Annotated in this window: 20 protein-coding genes and 1 pseudogene; 9 read left to right on the forward strand and 12 right to left on the reverse strand. The window is 64.3% G+C overall.

Annotated elements, in window-relative coordinates:
* The 3 genes from AC0YKC_RS06095 to AC0YKC_RS06105 are packed head-to-tail and all read right to left on the reverse strand — an operon-like array spanning window position 1 to window position 3,613.
* A complete protein-coding gene (locus AC0YKC_RS06095) occupies window positions 1–1,137 on the reverse strand; it encodes an alanine racemase (RefSeq protein ID WP_488510494.1) in 1,137 nt (378 codons plus the stop codon).
* The gene (locus tag AC0YKC_RS06100; RefSeq protein ID WP_488510495.1) at window positions 1,134–2,414 is read right to left on the reverse strand and encodes a D-arabinono-1,4-lactone oxidase; all 1,281 of its coding nucleotides are present in this window, start codon (window positions 2,412–2,414) and stop codon (window positions 1,134–1,136) included. Before AC0YKC_RS06100 ends, AC0YKC_RS06095 begins: the two co-directional genes overlap by 4 nt.
* A 14-nt stretch (window positions 2,415–2,428) precedes the next feature.
* Window positions 2,429–3,613 (reverse strand): MFS transporter, encoded by a 1,185-nt coding sequence (locus tag AC0YKC_RS06105; protein WP_488510496.1) that lies wholly within the window; start codon window positions 3,611–3,613, stop codon window positions 2,429–2,431.
* Between the two features lie 120 nt (window positions 3,614–3,733).
* Here AC0YKC_RS06105 and AC0YKC_RS06110 point away from each other — a divergent pair, with 120 nt between their 5' ends.
* Window positions 3,734–4,360 carry a TetR/AcrR family transcriptional regulator gene (locus AC0YKC_RS06110; RefSeq protein WP_320298295.1) on the forward strand — a complete coding sequence of 209 codons (627 nt, stop codon included), beginning with the start codon at window positions 3,734–3,736 and terminating at the stop codon, window positions 4,358–4,360.
* Window positions 4,361–4,475: 115 nt separating this feature from the next.
* Here AC0YKC_RS06110 and AC0YKC_RS06115 read toward each other — a convergent pair whose 3' ends face one another.
* Window positions 4,476–5,327, reverse strand: coding sequence for a hypothetical protein (locus AC0YKC_RS06115; protein ID WP_320298296.1), 852 nt, complete (start codon window positions 5,325–5,327; stop codon window positions 4,476–4,478).
* Here AC0YKC_RS06115 and AC0YKC_RS06120 point away from each other — a divergent pair.
* The 3 genes from AC0YKC_RS06120 (at window position 5,305) to groL (ending at window position 8,447) form a co-directional block, all read left to right on the forward strand.
* Window positions 5,305–6,201: a class I SAM-dependent methyltransferase gene (locus AC0YKC_RS06120; protein WP_488510497.1), complete on the forward strand. Its 897-nt coding sequence runs from the start codon at window positions 5,305–5,307 to the stop codon at window positions 6,199–6,201. The genes AC0YKC_RS06115 and AC0YKC_RS06120 overlap by 23 nt on opposite strands.
* 230 nt (window positions 6,202–6,431) lie before the next feature.
* Window positions 6,432–6,728: a co-chaperone GroES gene (gene groES, locus AC0YKC_RS06125; RefSeq protein WP_073987612.1), complete on the forward strand. Its 297-nt coding sequence runs from the start codon at window positions 6,432–6,434 to the stop codon at window positions 6,726–6,728.
* 63 nt (window positions 6,729–6,791) lie between these two features.
* Window positions 6,792–8,447 carry a chaperonin GroEL gene (gene groL / locus AC0YKC_RS06130; protein ID WP_320298298.1) on the forward strand — a complete coding sequence of 552 codons (1,656 nt, stop codon included), beginning with the start codon at window positions 6,792–6,794 and terminating at the stop codon, window positions 8,445–8,447.
* A 73-nt stretch (window positions 8,448–8,520) separates the two neighbouring features.
* Here groL and AC0YKC_RS06135 read toward each other — a convergent pair whose 3' ends face one another.
* A complete protein-coding gene (locus tag AC0YKC_RS06135) occupies window positions 8,521–9,129 on the reverse strand; it encodes a TetR/AcrR family transcriptional regulator (protein WP_434722289.1) in 609 nt (202 codons plus the stop codon).
* A gap of 113 nt (window positions 9,130–9,242) precedes the next feature.
* Here AC0YKC_RS06135 and AC0YKC_RS06140 point away from each other — a divergent pair, with 113 nt between their 5' ends.
* Genes AC0YKC_RS06140 through AC0YKC_RS06150 form a run of 3 tightly spaced genes read left to right on the forward strand, consistent with a single transcriptional unit; the run spans window position 9,243 to window position 11,132 of the window.
* Window positions 9,243–10,253 (forward strand): zinc-dependent alcohol dehydrogenase family protein, encoded by a 1,011-nt coding sequence (locus tag AC0YKC_RS06140; RefSeq protein WP_434722288.1) that lies wholly within the window; start codon window positions 9,243–9,245, stop codon window positions 10,251–10,253.
* A 38-nt stretch (window positions 10,254–10,291) separates the two neighbouring features.
* Window positions 10,292–10,723 (forward strand): OsmC family protein, encoded by a 432-nt coding sequence (locus tag AC0YKC_RS06145; RefSeq protein WP_488510498.1) that lies wholly within the window; start codon window positions 10,292–10,294, stop codon window positions 10,721–10,723.
* Between the two features lie 22 nt (window positions 10,724–10,745).
* Window positions 10,746–11,132: a nuclear transport factor 2 family protein gene (locus AC0YKC_RS06150; protein WP_434722286.1), complete on the forward strand. Its 387-nt coding sequence runs from the start codon at window positions 10,746–10,748 to the stop codon at window positions 11,130–11,132.
* Between the two features lie 124 nt (window positions 11,133–11,256).
* Here AC0YKC_RS06150 and AC0YKC_RS06155 read toward each other — a convergent pair.
* The 6 genes and pseudogenes from AC0YKC_RS06155 to AC0YKC_RS06180 form a co-directional block, all read right to left on the reverse strand.
* Window positions 11,257–11,593: pseudogene (locus tag AC0YKC_RS06155) on the reverse strand (LysE family translocator); the annotation flags it as partial.
* A gap of 243 nt (window positions 11,594–11,836) precedes the next feature.
* Complete coding sequence (locus tag AC0YKC_RS06160; RefSeq protein ID WP_488510499.1) at window positions 11,837–12,238, reverse strand: YkgJ family cysteine cluster protein; 402 nt, start codon at window positions 12,236–12,238, stop codon at window positions 11,837–11,839.
* Between the two features lie 5 nt (window positions 12,239–12,243).
* The gene (locus tag AC0YKC_RS06165) at window positions 12,244–12,396 is read right to left on the reverse strand and encodes a hypothetical protein (RefSeq protein ID WP_320298303.1); all 153 of its coding nucleotides are present in this window, start codon (window positions 12,394–12,396) and stop codon (window positions 12,244–12,246) included.
* 3 nt (window positions 12,397–12,399) lie between these two features.
* Complete coding sequence (locus AC0YKC_RS06170) at window positions 12,400–12,813, reverse strand: hypothetical protein (protein ID WP_488510500.1); 414 nt, start codon at window positions 12,811–12,813, stop codon at window positions 12,400–12,402.
* A 228-nt stretch (window positions 12,814–13,041) separates the two neighbouring features.
* Window positions 13,042–13,281, reverse strand: a complete 240-nt coding sequence (locus AC0YKC_RS06175) for a YciI family protein (RefSeq protein WP_488510501.1) — start codon at window positions 13,279–13,281, stop codon at window positions 13,042–13,044.
* Between the two features lie 144 nt (window positions 13,282–13,425).
* Window positions 13,426–14,079, reverse strand: a complete 654-nt coding sequence (locus tag AC0YKC_RS06180) for a glutathione S-transferase family protein (protein WP_320298306.1) — start codon at window positions 14,077–14,079, stop codon at window positions 13,426–13,428.
* 167 nt (window positions 14,080–14,246) lie between these two features.
* On the opposite strand from AC0YKC_RS06180, the gene AC0YKC_RS06185 reads away from it, so the two are divergent.
* The gene (locus AC0YKC_RS06185; protein ID WP_488510502.1) at window positions 14,247–14,426 is read left to right on the forward strand and encodes a CsbD family protein; all 180 of its coding nucleotides are present in this window, start codon (window positions 14,247–14,249) and stop codon (window positions 14,424–14,426) included.
* Between the two features lie 48 nt (window positions 14,427–14,474).
* On the opposite strand, the gene AC0YKC_RS06190 is transcribed toward AC0YKC_RS06185, so the two are convergent.
* Window positions 14,475–15,605, reverse strand: a complete 1,131-nt coding sequence (locus AC0YKC_RS06190) for a metallophosphoesterase (RefSeq protein ID WP_488510567.1) — start codon at window positions 15,603–15,605, stop codon at window positions 14,475–14,477.
* A 155-nt stretch (window positions 15,606–15,760) separates the two neighbouring features.
* On the opposite strand from AC0YKC_RS06190, the gene AC0YKC_RS06195 reads away from it, so the two are divergent.
* Window positions 15,761–16,348 carry a hypothetical protein gene (locus tag AC0YKC_RS06195; protein ID WP_488510503.1) on the forward strand — a complete coding sequence of 196 codons (588 nt, stop codon included), beginning with the start codon at window positions 15,761–15,763 and terminating at the stop codon, window positions 16,346–16,348.

Here is a 16,348-nt window from a genome sequence, read left to right on the forward strand (position 1 = left end):
TCACCCCATCGGCAGCGCAGGCCAGAACTCCACGATCCGGCCCCCTGAGAACACCGCAATCGCACCGAACTGCTGCAGCACAGCCTCGCTCTGCGTCGGCCGCAGGAAGGCATAGTCGCCAGGCTTCACGTTCGCTCCCGCGGGCAGCCCCATGAACTGCTGGTTGGAGGACAGGCCGATCAAGCTGTTCGGCTTCATGCCATCGGGAAACACCGGCTCGGCCATCCACTTGCCGCCATAGAGATAGCAGCCCTTGCGCGGGAAGAGGCCGAGCGACTGCAACGCCTTGGAAACCGCCGCCGGGCCAGGCAGCATCGCATCGACCGCCTTGAGGATCGGGGTGGCGATGAAGGCCGCCGGTTGGAAACGGTCTAGGCCGGGCGTGTCGAAATCGCTGGGCAACACGAAGGCGGAGCCCATCGACACTTCGTTCGCCATGCCCGCGTCATGCAGCAGCGCCGTCTTCGAGCCGCCGATGTTGAGGATGCGGCGCGCCTGCGGCTCCAGCACATCGATAAAGCCGGCAGCCTTGGCCGAGGCCTGTTTCAGGGCCTTGGCCGCGCCGCCGAACAAACCGGGGATCTCCGGCGCATGCGCCTCATAGGCCATGATGCCTTCGCAGCGCAGGCGCTCCGGTATCGTCAGCGCCTTGATCTCGGCGGGATTGGCGAAGCCGCCGCGATGCAGGCCGACATCGACCTCGAAGGCGAAGCGCAATTCGGTGTCGAGCGCGGCGGCCAAGGCGCCATATTCGGCCAGCCGCTCCGGCGTGTCGATCAGCCAGCAGACGCGCGACCACCAGCCGGCGTCGCCCTTGGTCAGCGCAGCCTTGGCGGCGCCGACCGGCATCGGCTTGCCGTAGAGCAGGTCGCCCTCGGGAAAAGCGTCGAGCACGGCCTGTGACACCGGCGGGTGGAAGGTCATGAAGCGGTTGGTGCCAAGCGCCCTGGCGATGTGCGAAAGCAGCGGCACGCAGGGCAGCGACTTATCGACCAGCCGCACGCCAAGCCCCGGCGCCAGCCTCTCCTTCGCCAGGGCGATGTTGCCGTCCAGCCGGTCGCGGTCGAGCACCAGGCAGGGCCGGAAAATCTCGGCGGCCCTCAATGCGTCGGACAGAGCAGCCAAATAGGCGCTCATGATTGGATGCCGAACAGGCCGGCCATGTAGGGCGAGACGAAACGGTTTTGCGGATCGATGTCGCGCCGCACCGCCATCGCGTCATCCCAGCGCGGATAGAGCTTCTTGAAATCCGCCGCCTTCAGGCTGTGCATTTTCCCCCAATGCGGCCTGCCGCCATACTTGCGGAAGATCGGCTCGGCGGCGCGCATGAAGGGCAGCGGATCGTTCGCCGCATCGTGATGGATGGCGATCGAGCAGGTCAGCCTCTTGTAGAAAGGCGAAAGCCAGAATTCGTCGGGCGCCACCGAACGCACCTCCATCGGGAAATAGACTTCCGGGAAGTGCTTCTCCGTCAGCGCGATGATCTCGGCCAACGCTTTGGGACCTTCCTCGTAAGGCAGGTGGTACTCCATCTCGTTGAATTTGGTGCGACGGTCGCTGGCGTAGACGTTGAGCCAGTCCTGAACATAATCCTCGGAGGGCGCTTTCTTCACCGCGCCCCTGATCAGCGCGCGACGCAACGACGGCAGCCAGCGCAAGGCAGTGCGCAGCTTGCGCAGCGTCGCCAGCCCTTCCTCGTCGTCATCGGTGGGACGCGGCGTCGTCGGCGCGTCGCTGAGATCGCTGGCGATGAACTGCGCATGGTCGGCGAAGGGAATGTAGTAGAACTCGGCCGACCGGTGCGCGGCCATCATCGTCTCGAAATCGCGCAGCATGTCGCCGACCGGCAGCACCCATTTGCGACGGCGCAGCCGATAGCTCGCAATGTTGTTCATCGTCACTTCGGTGAGCACGCCGAAGCTGCCCAGGGCGACACCCGTGGCGTGGATCATATCCTGATCATTCGCCCGGCTGTATTCGCGCAGCTTGCCTTGCCCGTCCACCAGTTGCACCGTCTCGAGCTGCGTGTGATAGGCGCCGAGCGTCGGACCCGAACCATGCGTTGCCGTGCCGAGCGCGCCGCCGATCGCCTGCTTGTCGATGTCACCCATGTTGGGCAAGCCCTGGCCGATGTCCTGCAGGATGTGCATCAGAGCGCCGAGCCTGGTTCCCGCCCTCACCCGCGCCCGGTTGGCGGCCGCGTCATGCGAGACCAGCCCTTCGATCTTCTCCAGCGAGACGATGGCGCCTTCGGACTGCACCAGCGGCGTGAAGGAATGGCCCGCGCCGGCGATGCGCAAAGGACCGGGCGCCGAGCGCACCAGTTCGGCCAGTTCGCCGGCGTCGGCCGGCATCGCGATCAATTTCGGGGAAGCCGTGACGAAGCCCGACCAGTTGCTCCAGGCGTTTGCCATCTCGATCCTCCCGCTCAGGCCCGGCCGCGCCGCCGCGCGACCAGCACGAAGACGCCGAGCAGAAGTACGCTGGCCAAAGCGGTGGCGGCGGCGAATTCGGGCACCGGCCGGAAGTTCGCGCCATCGATCAGCAGCGAGGCGGCGACCGGCCCGAGCGCAAGACCGAAAAGCTGGGCAGCCGGCACCAGAAGCACGGCAGTGCGCGTTTCGTCGGCGGTGATCGCCAGGCGGATCTGGTAGGGAACGATGAAGAGCAGGATGAAGCCCATCACCAGTGCCACCGCCCAGAACACCGAAAGACCCGGACCGGACGCAAGCAGCACCGAGCAGATCGCCGCGATGATGCCGATGATTGTGATGGCAAAGCGATAGTCGATGCGCGCCTCGAAGATTGTCGCGGTCATCGCGCCGATCACCTGCGCGGCAAGGCTCGCCGAAACCATCAGGCCGACGGTGCGGCCGTCGATGCCGAACTGCGCGCCGATGGGCTCAAGAAAAGCCCAGACGGCACCGAAGAACATAAAATAGCAGAGGATCGACAAAAGCGCGGTGATCGCCGGCACCGTCGCCACATTGGCGAACTGTTCTTCCTTTGGCAGGTCGGCATAATCGTCCGGCACGGCCCAGGCCACGACCAGCGACAGCAGGCAGACGATGGCGAGCACGATGAAGCCGCCGGCTGAACCCGCGGCAGGCACGGCATAGATCGCGAGGATCAGCGCCAGCGCGCATTGCGCCAAGGTCTGCAGCGTGACGAAATAGCCGCCGATGCGTTCGGCCCGGCGCGAGCGGGCGATCAGCTCGGTCGCGACGGCGACAAGCCCGCCCTCCGCGAGGCCGGCCAGCGTGCGCGCGCCGATCAGTGCATTGGGCGTGCCGGCATAAGCGGTCCAGAAATTGGCGAGCGCGAGCAGGACGAGCAATACCGCGCTCTTCCAGCGCATGTTCCTCGCGGGAAGCAGCATGGCCACGATCGCCGAGCCGATGGCGATGGCGATCATCTCAGCGGTGGCGACCAGCGCCAGCTCGTCGCCGGTGACATGGCCTTCCGTGTAGAGCGCGCCAAGCAATACGGGCTGCAAGCCCAGGATGAGAAGGCCGACCGAGCCGATCCACAGCGCCGAGGCCAGTTGCAGGCCGGTCGGATTGCCGACAAGCCAATCGCCACTTTCCGCTTGCGCGGCTTGCGATGCAGTCACGAGGTGCCCTCCCTTGCAGCTCGATCGAAAAACTGACACGTTGTCAGCATTTAGCGAAACTGATACTTGATCATGTTTCTTGTCAACCACGAATTCGCACTCTCGTGAGAGATTTGGCGCATGACGCAGATCAGGCGAACGGCGACGGAACCGCGGCGCAGGCCGAAGCAGGAGCGCAGCCGCGAGCGCATAGACGCGATCCTCGCCACCACCATGCGGTTGATCGGCGAAAAGGGCATCGACGCGGTGACGATGAAGGAGGTCGGCGCGCTTGCCGGCGGGCCGATCGCCACCGTCTATCACTACTTCCCGAGCAAATCAGCGATCCTGGCGATGCTCTACGAGCGGTTTTCCGAGGAAAGCCGTGCCAGATTCGGCGCGATCATCGCCGAGATAGGCCGGCTGGAGGACGTGACCGCGGCGGCTGACCGCCTGCTCGACGATTACTATTCCCGCGTCGCGGCGGACCCGGCGATCCAGGACCTGCAGAACGCCATCCAGGCCGACAAGGCGTTGCAGCATCTCGACATCGCCGAGACGCGGCATCAGGCGAAAATGTTCTGCGACCATGTCGCGCCGATGCTGAAGTCCGAGCAGCGCGAGGCTTTCGGACGCGTCGTGTTCCTGATCTTCCAGCTTGCAGGCGGCGTCGTGCGGCTGGCGCTGACGCAGGACGAGGAAGAAGGCCGGCGCACGATCGACGATTATCGGTCGATCATCCACACGCAGTTGCGGTTGTTTTTGTAGGGCGCCTGCCGCCTAAAGCAGGTCGCGTGAAGAAGAATTCACGCGACCTGCTTTAAGTTTTTGATTTTAAGCATGTCTTTGTCCCGAAACCGGGCCCACTTTCGGGAGACATGCTTTAGGCGTGTTGGCGGATCAGCCCCTCGAACCCGTCGGCAAGATTGGCATTGCCGGCGGCGAGGAAGGCGGACAGGTTGCGGACGCGGCCGGGCGTCTTGTTGGCGTCAAGCAGAAAGGCCTTGCCTTCATGCATGACGAAATCGAATTTGCCGTAGTCGAAGCCGAGCTCGCGCCGCAGCGCACGAAGCTCGTCGGGAACCGGAACCGGCTCTCGTCGGATCGTATCTTCGCCTTTGACCAGGTTTTGCGGCGAGACATGCCGGGTACAACGCTCGCGTTCTCCGCAGAACAGCCAGAAGCGGGCGCCGAAGCCGTCCGGCTCGAGCTCGGGAACGAACTTTTCCACCACGAGGTCCTTGCGATCGAACACCGCCGGCGGAACATCCGCAAGCGAGCTGTGGATGCTGTAGCGATCAAGCAGCTTGGCATCGGGAAATGGCTCCGGCCTGCCGGCGCGCCGCGATCTCCGGTTGAGCGTCTGTTCTCGCGTACCCAGATTGTTGAGGCTGCTCTTGACGATGACAGGGCCTCGCCAGCCGTGGTCCCTATCGATCACCGCGCCGCTGACGCGTCGCTTCGAGATGTCGGCGGCGGCGATGTTGAGGCAGAAGGGAAAGGTGCGCGCGTATTCGACATATTCAGGTGGCGTAACAGTCGCGTCGACATGCAGTACCGCGATATCCGCCTCCGGCTTGGCCGAAGTGCCCGTAAGAACGCGCACGGAATGCCCCCGGCGCTTCAACTCCTCCAGCAGATCGAAGAGCATGTACGGGCTGTCGCGGCGCAACAACGGCCCGCGACGTCGTTCAAACCCGTCAAACTCATGCGTGATCACCGCGATGCGCGCCATGCCCGCCCCCTTGGCTTATCAAGCGTCGTCGATTATTCGGTCGAATACAACGCGTTGCCGGGGTGGGATTTGCATGACGGAGCATTGGAATGCAATTCGTCAACATTGGCAGCTGCTCGGCTCACCTCTGCGGCCGCCGGCGGAGGTGGTCGAAACCTACGACCGTGAGCTCGAGCTCGCCCGGTCGCATGTCGTGATGTTCGGCGTGACGCCCGAGCTCGCCGGGCTTGGCGCCAGGATGACGGCGGTCGACGAGTCCGCCGACATGATCGCCGGCATTTGGCCAGGCGATACCGATACGCGCAAGGCGGTGCAAGGCGATTGGTTCGACCTGCCATTTCCCGGCGCAAGCGTCGATGCGCTGATCGGCGATGGATGTCTCTCGGTCATCGGCGCCGCCGAGTTCAGGCGTGCACTGTTTGCGTCGATCGCGCGTGCGCTGAAAGACGACGGGCGCGCCGGCATCAGGCTTTATGCTTGCCCCGAAACCCCGGACGAGCCGAAGGATGTCCGCGCCCTGGCGCTGAGCGGCGGCGTCGCGACCTTCCACGAGCTCAAATGGCGCGTGGCCATGACCGCGACCGGCACCGCGCCCGACTACATCATGCCGGTGAGGAGGATCCTCGAACAATTCGACAGGATGTTTCCCGACCGTGAGGAGCTGTCGGCTCGAACCGGCTGGGAACTGCCCGTCATCGGAACCATCGACGTCTACCGGAACTCGCCGGCCGTCTACAGTTTCGCGCCGGTGGCGGCTCTTGTCCAAGAGGCCGAGGCGTATTTCAGCGATGTCGGCATTGCCTCGACCGGCACATACGGGCTCGCCGAACGCTGCCCGTTGCTGGCGCTGCGGTCGCCGAAGCGCCGGGACTAACGGATGAGATTGCTCGCCGGCGCCTCGCGACACCCGTCGCTTTTTCGGGCTGGCGTTCCACGCGAGAAAAATTTCGCGCCGCTTGCCTCTTGCGCGCGCCTTGACTCCGGCAAGGCGCCAGCCTATCTCAGCGCCACGTTAGCACTCGCCTTTAGTGAGTGCTAACCGATGTCCGGCGGCCTCGCCGGATGGAGGAACAGTTCTCACCGTTCTCATTCGAGGAAGAAAACATGGCAAAGTCCAAGTTCCGCCCGCTTCATGACCGCGTGGTCGTTCGCCGGGTTGAATCCGAATCCAAGACCGCCGGCGGGATCATCATCCCGGATACGGCGAAGGAGAAGCCGCAGGAAGGCGAGATCATCGCCGTCGGCTCCGGCGCTCGCGACGAAAACGGCAAGCTCGTGCCGCTGGACGTCAAGGCCGGCGACCGCATCCTGTTCGGCAAGTGGTCGGGCACTGAAGTCAAGCTCAATGGCGAAGACCTTCTGATCATGAAGGAATCCGACATCATGGGCATCATCGGCTGATCATCGGCCTCTCCATCAACTGAATTTTCGGGCTCTTCCCGAGCCCCTGTCAGGAGCTAAACAATGGCTGCAAAAGACGTAAAATTCTCCCGCGATGCTCGTGAGCGCATGCTGCGCGGCGTCAACATCCTCGCCGACGCGGTGAAGGTCACGCTCGGCCCCAAGGGCCGCAACGTCGTCATCGACAAGTCGTTCGGCGCCCCGCGCATCACCAAGGACGGCGTCACCGTCGCCAAGGAAATCGAGCTTGAGGACAAGTTCGAGAACATGGGCGCGCAGATGGTCCGCGAAGTCGCTTCGAAGACCAACGACATCGCCGGCGACGGCACGACCACCGCGACCGTTCTCGCCCAGGCGATCGTGCAGGAAGGCAACAAGGCCGTTGCCGCCGGCATGAACCCGATGGACCTCAAGCGCGGCATCGATCTTGCCGTCGCCGAAGTCGTCGTCGCTCTCGGCAAGGCCGCCAAGAAGATCAAGACCTCCGAGGAAGTCGCCCAGGTCGGCACGATCTCGGCCAATGGCGACGAGTCGGTCGGCAAGATGATCGCGGAAGCGATGCAGAAGGTCGGCAACGAGGGCGTCATCACCGTCGAGGAAGCCAAGACCGCCGAGACCGAGCTGGAAGTCGTCGAAGGCATGCAGTTCGATCGCGGCTATCTCTCGCCCTACTTCGTCACCAACGCCGACAAGATGGTCGCCGATCTGGAAGACGCCTACATCCTGCTGCACGAGAAGAAGCTCTCCAACCTGCAGGCCATGCTGCCGGTCCTGGAAGCCGTCGTTCAGACCTCGAAGCCGCTCCTCATCATCTCGGAAGACGTCGAAGGCGAGGCTCTGGCCACGCTGGTCGTCAACAAGCTGCGCGGTGGCCTGAAGATCGCCGCCGTCAAGGCTCCGGGCTTCGGTGACCGCCGCAAGGCCATGCTGGAAGACATCGCCATCCTCACCGGTGGCCAGGTCATCTCGGAAGACCTCGGCATCAAGCTCGAGAACGTCGGCCTCAACATGCTCGGCCGCGCCAAGAAGGTGTCGATCTCCAAGGAGAACACCACCATCGTCGACGGCGCCGGCAAGAAGGCCGAGATCCAGGGCCGCGTCGCCCAGATCAAGCAGCAGATCGAGGAGACCACCTCGGACTACGACAAGGAGAAGCTGCAGGAACGTCTGGCGAAGCTCGCCGGCGGCGTTGCCGTGATCCGCGTCGGCGGTGCGACCGAAGTGGAAGTCAAGGAAAAGAAGGACCGCGTTGACGACGCCCTGAACGCGACCCGCGCGGCCGTGGAAGAAGGCATAGTCGCCGGCGGTGGCGTTGCCCTGCTGCGCGCTTCGGCCAACGTCAAGGCCACCGGCGCCAACTCCGACCAGGCTGCCGGCATCAACATCGTGCGTCGTGCGCTGCAGTCCCCGGCCCGCCAGATCGCGGCGAACGCCGGTGCGGAAGCCTCGATCGTTGCCGGCAAGATCCTCGAGAACAAGGGCGCGACCTTCGGCTTCAACGCCCAGACCGGCGAGTATGGCGACATGATCGCCATGGGCATCGTCGACCCGGTCAAGGTCGTGCGCACGGCTCTCCAGGACGCGGCCTCGGTCGCCGGCCTGCTGGTCACCACCGAAGCCATGATCGCCGAAGCTCCGAAGAAGGAGTCGGCTGGCGGCGGCATGCCTGGCGGCATGGGCGGCGGCGGCATGGGCGGCATGGGCGGCATGGATTTCTAATCCAAGCTACCAAGCTGATACGGAAAGGGCGCCGAGAGGCGCCCTTTTTGTTTGCGTCTGGAGATCCGAGTCCTCAGGCGACGCTCTCCGCCTGCTGCGCCACTTTGCCAGCAAGCACCGCCTGCTCGACCAGCGCCGCGACCTCGTCGGCCACCGCCTGCAGCGGCGCGCGGTCGCGGGTAGCGCGGGCGATCACCATGAGGCCTTCCAGCGAGGATTCGACCAGCAGCGCCAGCGCCTGCGCGCGCCGCTCCGGCACCCCTGCCCTGACGAATGCCTGGCGCAGCAGGCCGACCCACTGCTCAAAGGCCGAGCGGCAGATTTCAACCAAGTCCGGAACATCATTCGGTGCGTCGAGCACGACCGGCGCAACCGGACAGCCGAGCGAGAATTCGTTGTCCTCCAGCATGCGGGCCACCGACTGGTAGATGTGGTGCACGGCAACGGCGGGATCGCTTTCCTCCAAAAGCGCCGCGCCCAGCCGCTCCGTCACGTCGGCGACGCTGGCGCGCGTCACCTCGACGACCAGCTGGTCCTTGCCCCCCGGGAAATGGAAATAGAGCGAGCCACGGGGTGCTGCGCTGGCGCTCAAGATGTCGTTCAGCGACGTGCCGTGATAGCCACGCTGCCGGATGAGCCGCGCCGTCGCCTCGATCATGCGGGTGCGTGTGTCCGTCGCCACGTCGACCTCTCGAATGTCAACCTCTGTCAGGAACGCGCATTATAGGGCTTGCCCCCAATATGACAATCGGTCTACATAATATGTAAATCGGTCTACATATTTCGGAGGCAACAATGCGAACCTATCGGCTCGAGGAGCGAGGCGGCACCGACAAACTGGTGCTGCGCGAGGAGGCGGTGCCGCGGCCAGGTCCGCGTCAGATCGTTATGCGGGTGCACGCCACGTCGCTGAACCGGCGCGACACGATGATCCTCAACGGCAGCTATCCGCTGACGCCACGCGACGGCGTCGTGCCGCTGAGCGACGGCGCCGGTGAGGTGGTGGCGGTTGGCGATGCCGTAACGCGCTTTGCCGTCGGCGACCGTGTGACCGGCAGCTATTTCGCGCGCTGGATCGACGGCCGCATGCATCCGGGCATCGTCGACCAACTCGGCTGCACGCTGGACGGCATGCTTTGCGAATATGCGCTGCTCGACGAGCAATGGGCCGTGCGGTTGCCCGACCATCTCTCCTGGCGAGAGGCGGCGACCTTCACCTGCGCCGGGCTGACCGCCTGGAGCGCACTGACGGGCGCCGAAATTCCAAAGCCGGGACAATGGGTTCTCGTCATCGGCTCAGGCGGTGTCGCGCTGTTTGCGCTGCAGTTCGCCAAGCTCATGGGTTGTCGCGTCGCCGCCGTCACCTCGCGCGCCGAGAAGGCCGACAGGCTGCGCACGGTCGGCGCAGATCTGGTCTTCGCGGCAGCCGAAACGCCGGAATGGGGCGTGAAGCTGCGCGAGGCGACCGGCGGCATCGACCTGGTCGTCGAGACCGGCGGACCGGCGACCTTTCAGCAATCGCTGATCGCCAGCGCGCTTTACGGGCGCATCGTGCTGCTCACCGTACAGGACCAGGAGGGCAAATCGGTCGAAATCCCGGGTGCCGTCTACCAGCGCAGCCTCGTCACCATCGGCCGCCTCTTCGTCGGCAGCCGCAACGGGCTGGAAGCAATGCTTGCCGCCGTCGCCACGCACCGGCTGAAGCCGGTCATCGACAAGGTCTTCCCGTTCACCGAGGCGCGCGAGGCCTACCGTCATTTCCAGCAGGGCGACGTCTTCGGCAAGGTCGTCATCGACGGTGCGTAACCGCCACGCCTTCCCGCAAAACAGAGAGGAGATCAGCCATGACAGTTCGTGAAGCCTCGGCCGAATGGCACGGCACGCTCAAGCGAGGATCCGGCCGGCTGCGGCTTGGCAGCGGCGTGTTCGAAGGCGCCTATTCCTTCCCGTCCCGTTTCGAGAATGGTCCGGGCACCAATCCGGAAGAGCTGATCGCGGCCGCGCATGCCGGCTGCTTCTCGATGGCGCTCACCGCCATTCTCGGCGGCGAAGGCCATACGCCTGACAACATCTACACGACCGCGAAAGTGCATCTCGGCGCGACCACGACGGGACCGACGATCACCCGCATCGAGCTCGAAACCGAGGCCCGCGTCGCCGGCATCTCGGCCGAGGACTTCGAACGGCTGGCGCAAAAAGCCAAGGCGGCCTGCCTCGTCTCGCGGGCGCTCGCCGGCGTCGCCACCATCACGCTCAAAGCGAGCCTCGCAACTTAATGAAATGGCGGGAGAAAATCCTATGACCCAGGAATTGATCATCGACATCGCCATGGCCGAGCGCTCCGCCGAAACGGCGGAAATCATGCGGCGCTACAACGACGTGTTCCAGCATCACGATCCGTCGGCACTGGACGACCTGGTGGCGCGGGACTGCGTCATCGAGAACACCACGCCGGCGCCGGACGGCGCCCGCCGCAACGGCAAAGCGGCCTGCGTTGAATTGTGGTCGGCGATCGCCACCGGACCCGGCACGCGCTTCGACATCGAAGAAACATATGTGGCCGGCGACCGCGCCACGATCCGCTGGCGCTTCTGGATGGCCGACGGCAGGTCGCTGCGCGGCGTCAACCTGATGCGCGTCGCCGATGGGCGGATCGTCGAGGCGATGGGTTATGTAAAGGGATAGGGGCTATGCGAAAGGATAGGGCCTGACGCGGAAGCCGCGCTCAGGCCCAGCCCGGAACCCCCCGCCAGGATTTGGATTCCGGGTAAGCTGCTTAGGAGACCACCCGGTTGAGCTTCACGAAGGTGATCGTCCTGGCGTTCGAGCGCGGCGCTGCGTCCTCGACGATGCTGAGGCCGCCTTTTTCCTTCAACGTGTTCCAGGCCATGTAGAGCAGATAGGCGACGCCCAGATATTTCAGCGTCTCGAAGGCGACGGCGCTGGTGTGCAGCACGGCGGCGAGGCCGGTGACGGCGGCCGCCATATGCGGGATGATGCCCAGCGTGCAGGCGAAAGCGGCGACAATCGAGGCGCGCGCCTCGCGAGAGGCAGGCGTTCAGCGTGTAGAGGACGCCGGTGCCGGGCGAAGCGACGATGATCAGCGACGTCAACAGGAATTCGATGCTCGTGGATTTCCTCCGCAGCCCTGCCCGGCGGGAAGGTACCGGGGCGGCGGCAAGCGGGGAGTGCGTGATCTCTCCCCTTGTGGGGGAGATGGCCGGCAGGCCAGAGGGGGGCGCGAAGGAACGCCAACCTCTCAGGTGTTCAAATCGAAAGCTAGTCCTGAGTGCGAGAGAAATTCGGCTGAGACGTCGGCGGGACAGCGCCCCCCTCTGCCCTGCCGGGCTTTCGTCGTTCGCAAAGCCAAGCAATTGGCTTCGCGTCCGCTACGCGGACCACTCCTCAACCCCCACAAGGGGGGAGATTGGCAGGTCCAGCCCGTGCGCTGCCCTTGCCGTCAGGCACTCGGGGTCGCCCGGCATGCAGGCGCGGCAGACATGTGGGCGTGCGTCGTAGATGCCGCAAGCAGTCGCTTTGCCGACTTCGCCGCGAAGCGCGGCGCAGCGGCCGTTTTCGAAGCGAATGCCGGACAGGTCGGCGGAGACCAGCGCTTCAGGGATACGCTCGAGCTCGTCGTCGTCCTCGGTCGAAAAGCGCGGCCAATCCGCCGCATAAGCACAACAAGCGCCGCAGCTCTGGCAATCGAAGACGGCAACCGAGTCGACATCTTGAGCGGCCAGGTCCAGCAGCGCGCGGCCGGAGGCGGTGCGACCGAGGTCTTGCGGCAAGGCTGCTACTTCTTCCTGGTCTTGCGCGCCGGTGCCTCGGCCGGCGTCTTGAACAGATCGGTCGCAACCTCGGCAGGCGCCTTCTGCGGAGGCTTGGGCGGTTTCGCGGCAGCGGGCGACCCTGCGGGCTGGTCCTTGGGGGCGAATTTTATGGCCATGTATCAGTCCTCGTTGGAAAAGCGCGATGATGGCGCTTTCGGGTTACGCAAGCGGCCGATCAGCGCCGAGACCGCCGTGATGTTCATTTCTTCCGGCGACCACATCCCGGCCGCCTCTATGTGATGCGTTCCAAGCTCACGATGTGTGCTGCCGCTATAGGCCGCGTCCTGACGGGTGGTCCGCTGAAGCGTCTTGGGATCCTCGCGGACATATTCGATCAGATAGTTCGGACATTCGGCGCGACTGAGCACGGCGATCCGCACCTGCGCATTGCCAAAGGCGCGCTTGCATCGCTCAAGCCTTTCAAGCACGCGCCTGACATATTCGACTGGCTTGTCCAAGCCATCGACAAGATCGGCGATGGTGGCATTGCTGGCTATCTGGATTGGAGGCACACGTTTGGTGGCCATCGGCATTCTCCCTGCTTGCGCCGGTCTTCAGCCATGATCGAGCACAAAGCAATACGGCAATTCATCGAACTGCCGATCCTACCAACATAATTGACGTCGGATTTTTTTCATCTTGCAAGGAACCCTTTCGCCGGCTGCCGGTTTATCCCTGTCGTCAGCAATTCATGAGCAATCGAGAAAGGTTGACGGCAAAAGACGCCTCCCGCGCCATAAAAAGCGCGAGAGGCGTTTTTCTTACATGATCACGCTGATCATCGGCAGCACCTCATAGCGGAAGCCGCGGCCCCAGCTCGACACGGGATCGCCATCGGTCACGACCCTCGCCTCGGCTTCGCTGCCGGCACGCAGGATCAACAACCCCCAGGGACCGGCAGGATCGGCGACTGGGCCTGCCATGATCATGATGCCTTCGCGAAGCTTCTCGCGCAGATAGTCGGCATGCCGGCCCATCAGCGCCCTTTCCTCCTCGGTCATGGTGAAGGCGAAATCGGGCCGGGGTGGGATCAGCCGGGCAATGGAAGATCTTTAACGCCCTGGCTTCACGCGGTGCTTCACTGCTAGCCATCAGTTCCTCCCTTAGGGCGGATATCCACGGCGCCGTCGCGCTATTTCGATGGCTTATTCGTCCGGCCCAGGTTCCGGCCAGGGCTCCTTGGCGGCTTCCGCATACCACTGCTGCATCGCGTTCATCGCCAACACCGCGTCGACATAGGCGCGCGTGACGGGCGCCAGCTCGCCGCCATAGGTGTCGAAGCGCGTGACCACAGGCGCATACATGGCATCGGCCGCGGTGAAATGACCGAACAGGAACGGGCCGCCTTCACCATATTGCTCGCGGCACTGACGCCAGATCGCTTCGATCCGAGCCCGCTGCGCCTCGCCCTCGGCGTCGAGCGGCTTGTGGGATTTCGGCCGGCGCAGGTTCATCGGCCAGCCATAGCGCACTTCGCGGAAGCCGGAATGCATCTCGGTCGCCACCGAGCGCGCCAGCGCGCGGGCGCCGAGGTCGTCCGGCCACAGCTTCTTTTCCGGATAGAGGTCAGCCAGATATTCAAGGATCGCCAAGGTTTCCCAGACGATCCTACCATTATGGTTCAACACCGGCACCAAGCCGGTCGGCGACACCTTGGCGAGATCGGCGGCGGTCTCAGGCGTGCGCAGGCGAACGAAGCCTTCCTCGAAGGGGATTTCCAGGTGGCGCATCGCCACCCAGGGCCGCAACGACCAGGAGGAAAAGCACTTGTTGCCGATGTAGAGCGTGAATTCTGCCAAGACGGACTCCCCCATGCGCGGTTGCTGGCCAACCTAGCCGCTTCACCTTCGAGCCGAAAGTCCTTGTCGCGTCGCCGGTTTGCGCGGAACCAAAAGTCTCTCCGTCCGTTTGGCTGCCGGATGCGGCTCCCGTATCCAGCTTCCATACAGACCCAGGAGACGCGTGCATGGTGAACAGGGATCAGGTTGCCGGTCTTGCCAAGCAAATGAAGGGTTCGGTCAAGCAGGCGGCCGGCAAGGCCACCGGCAACCGGCGGACAGAGGTCGAAGGCGTTGCCGACAAGATCGCCGGCAAGGTGCAGAAGGCCTATGGCGACGTGAAGGACAAGGTCAAGAAGGCGTTCTGACCCTCACGCCGTTGCCTTGATGATCGACGCCGCCGCGAGGCGGCCTTTTCATGTCTGGAATTGCTTGGCGAAGGCGTTGGTGAAGACGATGTCGCCATGGTCGCCGGCCGCTTCGCCCAGCACCACATCCATGTTGTCGGCAGTCACCCGCGCCAGCGCGAAGCCGCCCATGTAGGCCGCCTTCGGCTTGACGATATCGAGCCCGTCGCGCTGGTAGATCATCGGCACTTCGTGCTGGTGGCCGTGGAAGACGGCGATGACATTGTAGCCCTCGATCGCTGCCAGCAGCGCATGGCGGTCGGCCTCGGCCCACCAGTGCGGGCGGCCGGCGCCATCCTCATCATAGGTGCGTTTCACCGGGTCCCAGCGCTCGGTCGAGAAAGTGTCCCAGCCATAGTGCTGGAACAGGACGACCGGACGACCGTCGCCGGCATAGGTGGCGAGGTCCTGCTTCAACCAGGGCAGGCTGCTCGGCGCGCCATGGCCGGTGTCGCCGGCGAAGCGATGCGTCTGGATAAGATGCAGCCCGCCCCAATCCCAGGAATAGCAATCGGTATCGACGTCATATTCGGTCGCCGGCACCGGCGGCTTGAAGAACACGCCGGGGCGATGGTTGACCTCGACATAGTCGCGCAATTCGCGGCGATACCAGTCGACATGCGGCGGCGAGCCGTTCTGGTCGAGATCGTGATTGCCGAGCCCGACATAGACCGGGATGTGGACGCGGTCCGGCCCGACGCCTTCCTGATAACGCTGGGAGAACTGCAGAAGCTGTGTCCCTTCGCTTGGTTCGGTGACCTGGCCGCCGCCATCGTCGGTGATGTCGCCGCCAGTGACGAGTCCGAGCGGCGTGCCGATGCGGGTGCCAGCCGAATGCAGGCCGGTGGCAAGACCGTCGATCTCGGCCGGCCACCGCTTGTCCGCAATCGCGTTGAGCGCCGCCACATTGCGCAGAAGCGCCGCGTCGGTCTTGCCTTCCTGCAGGCAGTTGGGGCTGAGCCCGCTCGCCATGCGGCAGGCATGGATATCGGCGATGAAGAGGAAGGTGGCGTCAATCGGCTGGATGCGCTTTCCGGTCTGGCCGAAAGCACCGCCAGGCAGGCCGCAGGCGGCAGCGAGGCCTCCCATCCGAGCGATGAAGGTGCGGCGCGAAACGGTTGCGGGCGAAGAGCGATTCATCGTCATCCGATTAAGCATCCTCGAACCGCCTCGTCCAGTTCAATGCCCGGTCGGCGCCCTGGAGAGTTTTCATTCCCAAGGCATGAATAGCTCATGGGTCGACAGCGCGGCGGGGCTCTGTCATTGCTTCGGAACATGCATCCAGGGAGGAAGGCATGAAAACCCTGGCAACCGGCATGGCACTCGCCATGCTCGCCGGCGCCGCCCAGGCCGCGGACTGCGTGGACGCCAAATCCGCCAAAGCCGGCTTCGTGCTGGAAAAGGCCGGCATAAGCAGCGAATTCCAGCCGGCGCCTGGCGGCATGGTCGCGGTCGCCAACAAGTACGAGTCGGACTCGCCGCAGACGCAGTATCTCTATGCCGGGCTGATCGAGGTGTTTCGCGACAGCGAGACCGGGCGGCTGTCGATGATCCCGCTTGGCGACTTGAAGAAGCTGTTCCCGCTGAAGGCGGGCGCCAAGAGCAAGACCGAATTCGTGCGGCTATCTTCGAAAAAGGCGCCGAAGGGCACCGAGACGCTGGCTTTGACCGTCAAGGGCAAGGACAGCTACAAGCTCGGCGACTGCAAATACAATGTGCTCGTGGTCGGCGAAACGATCACCGGCGATACGGGCAACGTGATCGATACCTTCACGGCGCTCTATTCTCCCGACCTGCAGGCGGTGCTGGCACGGCGATACGACGAGGGGACCAGCGCGCAGAGCGAAGTGGGGTTCGAGACGATCAAGCCGCTGAAGGAGTGA

This window comes from Mesorhizobium sp. CNPSo 4661 (assembly GCF_057784215.1).

Excerpts from the sequence above, each read along its gene's own strand:
- AC0YKC_RS06095 (WP_488510494.1), bottom strand. The coding sequence starts at position 1,137 with ATGAGCGCCTATTTGGCTGCTCTGTCCGACGCATTGAGGGCCGCCGAG.
- AC0YKC_RS06100 (WP_488510495.1), bottom strand. The coding sequence starts at position 2,414 with ATGGCAAACGCCTGGAGCAACTGGTCGGGCTTCGTCACGGCTTCCCCG.
- AC0YKC_RS06110 (WP_320298295.1), top strand. The coding sequence starts at position 3,734 with ATGACGCAGATCAGGCGAACGGCGACGGAACCGCGGCGCAGGCCGAAG.
- AC0YKC_RS06115 (WP_320298296.1), bottom strand. The coding sequence starts at position 5,327 with ATGGCGCGCATCGCGGTGATCACGCATGAGTTTGACGGGTTTGAACGA.
- groES (WP_073987612.1), top strand. The coding sequence starts at position 6,432 with ATGGCAAAGTCCAAGTTCCGCCCGCTTCATGACCGCGTGGTCGTTCGC.
- groL (WP_320298298.1), top strand. The coding sequence starts at position 6,792 with ATGGCTGCAAAAGACGTAAAATTCTCCCGCGATGCTCGTGAGCGCATG.
- AC0YKC_RS06140 (WP_434722288.1), top strand. The coding sequence starts at position 9,243 with ATGCGAACCTATCGGCTCGAGGAGCGAGGCGGCACCGACAAACTGGTG.
- AC0YKC_RS06145 (WP_488510498.1), top strand. The coding sequence starts at position 10,292 with ATGACAGTTCGTGAAGCCTCGGCCGAATGGCACGGCACGCTCAAGCGA.
- AC0YKC_RS06150 (WP_434722286.1), top strand. The coding sequence starts at position 10,746 with ATGACCCAGGAATTGATCATCGACATCGCCATGGCCGAGCGCTCCGCC.
- AC0YKC_RS06165 (WP_320298303.1), bottom strand. The coding sequence starts at position 12,396 with ATGGCCATAAAATTCGCCCCCAAGGACCAGCCCGCAGGGTCGCCCGCT.
- AC0YKC_RS06170 (WP_488510500.1), bottom strand. The coding sequence starts at position 12,813 with ATGCCGATGGCCACCAAACGTGTGCCTCCAATCCAGATAGCCAGCAAT.
- AC0YKC_RS06175 (WP_488510501.1), bottom strand. The coding sequence starts at position 13,281 with ATGACCGAGGAGGAAAGGGCGCTGATGGGCCGGCATGCCGACTATCTG.
- AC0YKC_RS06185 (WP_488510502.1), top strand. The coding sequence starts at position 14,247 with ATGGTGAACAGGGATCAGGTTGCCGGTCTTGCCAAGCAAATGAAGGGT.
- AC0YKC_RS06190 (WP_488510567.1), bottom strand. The coding sequence starts at position 15,605 with ATGAATCGCTCTTCGCCCGCAACCGTTTCGCGCCGCACCTTCATCGCT.
- AC0YKC_RS06195 (WP_488510503.1), top strand. The coding sequence starts at position 15,761 with ATGAAAACCCTGGCAACCGGCATGGCACTCGCCATGCTCGCCGGCGCC.